This window comes from Aestuariivirga sp. (assembly GCF_037139295.1).
Lineage (GTDB): Bacteria > Pseudomonadota > Alphaproteobacteria > Rhizobiales > Aestuariivirgaceae > Aestuariivirga.
Genome location: NZ_JBAXGR010000139.1, coordinates 1 through 7,155 on the forward strand (window position 1 = coordinate 1; position 7,155 = coordinate 7,155).

A 7,155-nucleotide genomic window follows, 5' to 3' on the forward strand; every position below is an offset into this window, starting at 1 on the left:
CTTCTCGGCCTCGCCTACAAGAAAAACGTCGACGACGACCGCGAGTCGCCCACCTATGCGATCTGGGAAATGCTCGCCGCCGCGGGGGCTTCGATCTTCTACAACGATCCCTTCGTGCCCGTGGTGCGGCCGGGCCGCACCCACGGTGCCTTTGCGGGCAAGCAGTCCGTCGCAATTTCTGACGACTTCGATGCGATCGTGGTCTGCACCGACCATGACGCCTATCGCGAGCGTGATTTCAGCGGCTTTGGCGCCTCAATCATCGACACCCGCAACGCCATCCGGCACCGCCCGAAGCACTACCACAAGGCCTGACGCCCCGACCATGGCCACCGCCCATCTAGAAGCGCTTTCGCGTCAGCCAACGCCCGGCGTCAAAGACCGTTTTCGCTCGGCAGTCGCCGCGGCCCGCGCCGTGCCTGGTTCGCTGCCTCCGTTCTGGATTGCCTGTGCGCTCACGCTGATCGTAGCCCACTACCAACTCTGGGGCAGGTTCAATCTCGTCTACAAGATTATGGGCACTGTCGTGGTCGTGATGATGCCCTTCACGGCTGGATTCTCTCGGCTTTTATCGCTTCCGGCGGTGCTGTGGCTGCTCGCCTTCGAGTTGGTGATGCTGGCCAACATGCTCGTGGGGCGATATTTCACGATCTCGAGCCTTTTTACGACGGCGAGCGCCCCGGTGATCCTGATTCGGTCACTCCCCTTCCTACTCTGCGGCTACACGCTGGGCCGGCATCTCAACTGGCAACGCCGCTTTTTGCTTTTCGTCGGCGCGGTGTATTGGCTGTTTGCGATCCAGGATGCCCGCGGGTTTATCGCCGGGGCCCGCGCGCAGCTTGGCCGTGCTGATCAGTATGCCCAGACGCAGGGCTTCGACGACGCTAAGATCGGCTCCATGTACGCCGGGGCATTCGTGTACTTCGCCCCCCTGATGCTGTTCTTTGCGATCGCTCTCTTCAGACTCTATCCGTTGCTGTCGAAGGGCTGGAAGCTTTTTGTGATCGTCATGCAGGCAACGTTCACGATCGTGGCGGTGCTGTCGGGCTTTGGCGCCACGACGGTGATGGCCTTTCTCGCAATCATCCTGCTCGCGATCTACGCACCGGTGAAATCCGTGGGGTGGAGGCTCTATTACCTCGGCGTCAGCAGCGCCATCTATGCGGTTTTCGAATTCGTCCGCCGCGGCCTCCTTGCCGAGGGTGGAAAAGGGGCGGCAGGGCAGGCGTTTGCCAAGTTCTCCCAACTTTTCTCCAGCATCTTTTGGGGCTTCGCGGGAGAGGATGTGGCCTCATCACTCGAAGTAGCGTCCAGCAGCCGCGCGAGCCTGCTCGTAACGTCATTTAAGACGTTTCTACAGAATCCGGTGATGGGCCATGGATTCTCTGGCGTCGGTGACCTGGCCGTCGGAGGCCACAGTTTCCTTTTCGACACGGCCGCAACCTTCGGCCTTGCGGGACTCTTGCCAATCCTCGCATTCTTCACGCTAATTTTATTCTCACTCTGGCGGGCCCGAACGGCGGCAGGCGCCTCATGGCCGCCATCAAGTTCGACGATTTTCTTGTTCACGTTGTTGGCCGGCCTAGTGATGAACCCATACTTTCTTAACCTGCTGAGCCTGTCGTACTTTCTGTTTCTTCTGCTCGGCTTTGCGCTCGCGGATGCAGACGCAGCGGCCCTTACCACCCCGCTCGCTGCGGCGAGCCCCCGCCGAGCCCTGCACCGGGCCTTCTTCTCCGCCAACGAGCCTAGCGCACCGCGATGATGTCGAGATACGCATTTGGATTCTTCGCGTTGTCATCGGAAAACCGCCGCAGATATGCGCATGCCTCGGCCGCGGGCATCGGCGGGGTCGGCGCGTCTTCTTCCTGCTGGCCGAGTTGCACGCTCGTAAAATGAGCCTGCAGCAACCCGAGAATCTTTTCGGGGTCGGCCTGCATTCTCGCCATGCAGTATGGGGAATACTCGACGATCACCAACCCCGCGCCGCCAAGCACCCGCCGGCCGCCCTCGAAGACGAAAGGCTCCGCCCCCTGCACGTCGATTTTCACGGCGAGCCTTCCGTCAAGACACGCATATGCGGGGTCGATCTCTCCGATGATGTCGTCCAACGGTCGGGCGGCCACGGTCACGGTGTTGCGCCGATCCTCACCCTGCAGAGCGACCTTTTCCGCCCCAACTCGAATCCGATGGTCGCCGAGGTTGGACGTCGCGATTTCGAGATCGATCGTCGTGGGGCGCGAAAAGACGGCCAGATGTCGGAGCACCGCCCGGTCGGCGATGCCGGACTGTGCGACATTCTCCTCCAGATACCCAAAATTGCGCGGCTCAGCCTCGATCCCGATGCAGCGAACACCCGGGAGCTTGCCGATCGGGATTACCGTGAGGCCGATATTGGCCCCGACGTCGATATAGGTACCACCGCTGCCTGCAAAAAATCGCTCGCAAAAACCGATCGTCCTGCCGGCCCACACGTGCCGCAAAGCGTATTGCTTCAGGATCGAGACATCGCGAGCGCTCCCGCGAATCAGGCCGGACTCACCACGCACGGCCAGGTCTTCCACGTTGCACGCCGCCGCCAGACGCACCAATGCGTCATACCGCATGTCGTGCGGAATGGCGTGGCGCTCAAGCAACTCCTCGAAGATTCGCTGCCGCACTCCCCACGGCAACGACGCCACCATACCCGCCAGAATATTCTTAACGCCTGTTTTCAGTCGCGATGTCACGGGAGGGTCCTTCGAGCGTCGCAGGGTGTGGTTCCTGACACACCCGCATACGATCCCAAGATAACCGCATTGCCGGCCAATAAAAGCGACGCCCCGGATCGCGGAATGCACAACGATCGCCACCATGGCAGCCGACGGACCTAGGGTCCTGATTGTTAGCGACCAGTTTCCACCTGCAAAGGGTGGAATCGGCGACTACACGGCCCTGCTTTCCGATGCGCTGGTGGATTGCGACGTGAGGGTGTCTTTGTTTGTGCGGGAGGGGAGCAACCCAAAGGCATGTCGCGCCCCGATCGCGGCCACGTTCCACCGCTGGTCGTGGGCGGCCCTCAGTCAGTTGCATCGAACGCTGGTTGCCACGAACGCGGATTGGGTTCATCTTCAGCACAACGGCGGGTTGTATGGTTCCTGCCCGCTTGCAGGTTATTTTCTGCCCCGCTATCTTCGCTGGAAGCGTTGGCCGGGGAAAATCGCCGTTACGTTCCACGACCTAAACCGCGCCTATCTCTTCCCATGGGCAGGTCCACTCCGGGACTGGGTCCTTGCCGATCTAGCGAAGAGTGCCGACCTCGTATTCGCTGCCGATTCCGTGGATGTGGCAGAACTTTCTTCACTCACGAGTACTGTGCGACAAGTTCCGATTGGGTCGAACATACCCACTTCGGCAGATGAGGCGGCAAACCGCACACGTGTTCGTGCCAAATACGGAATCGCGCAAAACTGCTTTCTCGTGGGACACTTTGCAACGGCGGCTGGCCTCGACACGCTGCTCGACGCCATTGCGACGTTGCCAAACGCTGTATTGATACTCATTGGTAAAACACAGGATCGCGGGTCCCCTGGTGCGATTAACATTGTGCCTGATTGGATGCACGAACAAATCGATAGGCTGGGCCTTAGCGCCCGCGTGCGATGGACATCTCATCTTCCAGTCAATGAAGTAGCCCGCGTACTGTCTTCTTGCGATGTACTTGCTCTTCCTTATCCGCACGGAGCTTCATTACGTCATGGAGGACTCCTCGCATGCATCGCACAGGCGAGGCCTGTGATCACGACAGACCCTCCCAAGCCAATTCCTGGGCTTACGCCGGGTGCAGCGATTCTTACTACGAAGCCTAGAGACGCAATCGCGTTGGCCAACGCGATCCAACAAGTGCTGAGTAATGAAGCGTTGCGAAATAAACTAACCGTAGGAGCGTCGCTCGCTCGGCGTGTGTTTTCGTGGGTCCGTATCGCTGAATATCATGGCTCTGCGTATCGCCACGGCGCCGCATGTCCGTTGTTTAACTTTACGGGCGGGTCCGGAGAGAATCTTGCCGGTTGAAAAAAGCCTTCGCCTTGCGGTGCTGGGCCACACGATCGCCTCGCCAGACAATCGCATGCGATGGAAGCGGTTAGCTGAGATGTATGGGTCATCCGAGGTGACTCTGCTGCCGCCCGCGAAATACAGTTCGGGCGGTGCGCAAGGCCAAAGCCAGATGTGGGTCGCTGAAAGGCGGTCGGAAGGCAACTACACCGAACTGCCCGTGGAATATGGCAAGGGGTGGTTTGTTACGTTGCCTTATTACAAAGGAATTAGAACTCAACTGCAGCAAATTGGTCCAAACGTGGTGTACGCCATAGGCGAGGTTTTCAACCCGATCGTTGCTCAAGCGGCTTTGGCGTCCAAGTTTTTGCGGCCGCGACCAAAGCTCATTTTTCACGTCAATCACAACATTCCCTATGAACTGCGTCGATTGCGCCACAAGATCTATGAGAAGTGCGTGTTTCGAAACTCTGCGGGCGCCGTCGCGGAAAACACGAACGCCGCGGAGATATTGAAGCACCGCGGATTTTCCAAGCCGGTGCTCATTCAAGCGGCGCCCGGTGCAAGCGAGGCCTGCTTCCGGCCGGGCGACAAAGTTGCTGCACGCGCGAATATAGGACTGGCGACCGACGCCTTCGTCGTCGGGTTTGTCGGCGGGTTCCGGCCCGAGAAGGGCGTTCCAGATCTCGTTGCTGCTTTCGCAACCTTGCCCCGCGATGCGGTTCTTCTGCTAGTTGGAGACGGGCCACTGCGGTCGGAGATCGAGGCCCAGGCGAGGTCACTCGGTTTGATGGAGCGGCTTGTAATGGCGGGTTTTGTGCCTCGTTCGGAAACCCCGCGACTCTACCAAGCGATGGACGTCATGGTGCTGCCGTCACGAAGCAGTGCCAAACTGGCAGAGCAATTCGGTAACGTTCTCGCCGAGGCAATGCTGTGTGGCACGGCCGTTGTCGGGTCGACGTGCGGCGCCATTCCGGAGGTCATCGGGGAGGCGGGACTCGTCTTCCCTGAAGGCGATGTCGATACGCTGGCCAAAAGCCTCCGAAAATTGCGGGATGAACCCGCGTTTCGCCATTCCCTCGCCGACCGCGGCTTGAGATTGGCGATGGAAGAATACTCTGCCTCGGCCCTTTCACGCAGATTCCATGACTTCTGCGCATCCCTGCTTTAGCACGCGCCCGATGACGTCCCACGCCAATCACCACACTGTAATCACCCCTTCCGCTGGAAACGCGCCGGGGCTGGCGGACATGTGGGACCAGCGGGAGCTGCTTTATTACCTGGCCCTCCGCGATGTGTCGGTGCGCTACAAGCAGACAGTTCTGGGCATCGCATGGGCGTTCCTGCAGCCAGTCCTCCCAGCGATCGTATTCACAGTATTTTTTGGCAATCTGGCGAAAATGCCCTCCGAGGGAATCCCCTACGCCCTCTTCAGCTTCGCGGGGCTCCTGCCGTGGACATTTTTCTCCTCGGGCGTGTCCCAGGCCGCCACCAGCCTCGTCAACAGCACGAACCTGTTTACCAAGGTCTATTTTCCCCGCGTCTTCATCCCACTTGCGAGCATCGTGACGGCAGGCTTTGATGCGCTCGTGAGTTCATTGGTACTTGTGGCGCTGATGCTCTACTTTCGCGTGCCGCCGTCCGCAAATATGCTGTTTCTACCGCTCGTCCTGGCCATCGCCGTAGCGTTCACGATCGGCACAAGCGCTTTTCTCTCGGCATTCGCGATCCGCTACCGCGACGTGCGCTACATCATTCCTTTCATGATCCAAATGCTACTTTTCCTTTGCCCTGTCGCGTATCCCGCGTCGATCGTGCCCGAGAAGTGGCGCCTGCTCTGGGCGATCAATCCCATGGTTGCGGCCGTAGAAGGCTTCCGTTGGTCGATTCTCGGCACGCCGCTCGACCTGCGCACGATGCTGATCGGCGGGATCACCGCCCCCCTAGTGCTCGTGCTCGGCGTGAAGTATTTCCAGAAGGTTGAGTCCACCTTCGCCGACGTTGCTTAACGACCGCCCGCTATGACCCAACCAGTGATCCGCGTCGAAGGGCTAGGGAAGCGCTACCGCCTCGGCCAGCACCGTGCTCCCTACCTCACGCTGCGCGACGCGATAGCAAGGCTTGGCAGCGGGCTGCGTGGCGGGAAGGCTACCGCGCAGCAAGGAGAGTTTTGGGCCCTGCGTGACGTCGGATTCGAGATCGCTCGCGGCGACACCGTTGCCCTCGTCGGCCGCAACGGCGCGGGCAAGAGCACCCTGCTCAAGATCCTGTCGCGGATCACGGCTCCGACGACGGGCAAAGCGGAGCTTTTCGGACGCGTGGGTTCACTCTTGGAGGTTGGCACGGGGTTTCATCCCGAGCTCACAGGCCGCGAAAACATCTACCTCAACGGCGCGATCCTTGGCATGCGCCGGCGCGAGATCGCCCGGAGTTTCGATCTGATCGTCGCCTTCGCAGGCGTGGAAAAATTCGTCGACACCGCGGTGAAGCGGTATTCCAGCGGCATGCACACCCGCCTCGCGTTCGCCGTGGCAGCACATCTGGAGACGGAGATCCTGCTCGTGGACGAAGTGCTCGCCGTCGGCGACGCCGAGTTTCAGAGGAAGTGCCTCGGCAAGATGCAGGATGTCGCCCACGAGGGGCGCACCGTGATCTTCGTGAGCCACAACATGTCGGCTGTCGCCCAGCTCTGCCGCTCGGCCGTGGCGCTTAAAAACGGCAACGTTTGGATGACCGGCGGCGTCCACGAGGTGATCAAAAAGTATCTCGCGGAGGTCTCGGCATCGACGCCTGGGGCGGTTCAAGACCAGCTCGCACTGCTGCGTCCCGACCCCGCCCTGCGGGTGCTCGACATCCGCGTGGTTCAGCCGGGGAATGACACCGGTGGGGATTTCTTCACGCACCTTCCCTTTGACGTCGAGATGACCTACGAGCTCACCGTCGCGGAGCGAAACCTCCGAGTGGGCTTTGACCTGATCGCCAACGACGGCGCGCTCTTGTTTCGCGCCTTCGACGACGACATGCGGCGGCATGATCGCCGCCTAAGCGTGTTTACGTCGCGCTGTCGGGTGCCCGGCAACCTGCTGATGCCGGGCGATTATGTGGTGAGCCCCTCGATCG

The 7,155-nt window shown here is 60.4% G+C and carries 7 protein-coding genes; 6 read left to right on the forward strand and 1 reads right to left on the reverse strand.

Annotated elements, in window-relative coordinates; genetic code table 11:
• Positions 1-315: UDP binding domain-containing protein (locus tag WCJ41_RS19315; protein WP_336907471.1), on the forward strand; the 315-nt coding region annotated here is incomplete at its 5' end.
• A 10-nt stretch (positions 316-325) separates the two neighbouring features.
• Complete coding sequence (locus WCJ41_RS19320; protein ID WP_336907472.1) at positions 326-1,765, forward strand: hypothetical protein; 1,440 nt, start codon at positions 326-328, stop codon at positions 1,763-1,765.
• On the opposite strand, the gene WCJ41_RS19325 is transcribed toward WCJ41_RS19320, so the two are convergent.
• Positions 1,749-2,729 carry an FkbM family methyltransferase gene (locus WCJ41_RS19325; RefSeq protein ID WP_336907473.1) on the reverse strand — a complete coding sequence of 327 codons (981 nt, stop codon included), beginning with the start codon at positions 2,727-2,729 and terminating at the stop codon, positions 1,749-1,751. The genes WCJ41_RS19320 and WCJ41_RS19325 overlap by 17 nt on opposite strands.
• A gap of 124 nt (positions 2,730-2,853) precedes the next feature.
• Between WCJ41_RS19325 and WCJ41_RS19330 the strand changes: the two genes are divergently transcribed.
• From WCJ41_RS19330 to WCJ41_RS19345, 4 genes are all read left to right on the forward strand, one after another.
• Entirely contained in the window at positions 2,854-4,053 is a 1,200-nt protein-coding gene (locus WCJ41_RS19330; protein ID WP_336907474.1) for a glycosyltransferase family 4 protein, read from the forward strand.
• Positions 4,043-5,206: a glycosyltransferase gene (locus WCJ41_RS19335; protein ID WP_336907475.1), complete on the forward strand. Its 1,164-nt coding sequence runs from the start codon at positions 4,043-4,045 to the stop codon at positions 5,204-5,206. The genes WCJ41_RS19330 and WCJ41_RS19335 overlap by 11 nt, the downstream gene beginning before the upstream one ends.
• Before the next feature lie 10 nt (positions 5,207-5,216).
• Entirely contained in the window at positions 5,217-6,044 is an 828-nt protein-coding gene (locus tag WCJ41_RS19340; protein ID WP_336907476.1) for an ABC transporter permease, read from the forward strand.
• Positions 6,045-6,068: 24 nt separating this feature from the next.
• Positions 6,069-7,155: ABC transporter ATP-binding protein (locus WCJ41_RS19345; protein ID WP_336907477.1), on the forward strand; the 1,087-nt coding region annotated here is incomplete at its 3' end.

What these genes read in the sequence shown, in the direction of transcription:
- WCJ41_RS19330 (WP_336907474.1), top strand. Translation starts at nt 2,854, where the DNA reads ATGGCAGCCGACGGACCTAGGGTCCTGATTGTTAGCGACCAGTTTCCA.
- WCJ41_RS19340 (WP_336907476.1), top strand. Translation starts at nt 5,217, where the DNA reads ATGACGTCCCACGCCAATCACCACACTGTAATCACCCCTTCCGCTGGA.
- WCJ41_RS19320 (WP_336907472.1), top strand. Translation starts at nt 326, where the DNA reads ATGGCCACCGCCCATCTAGAAGCGCTTTCGCGTCAGCCAACGCCCGGC.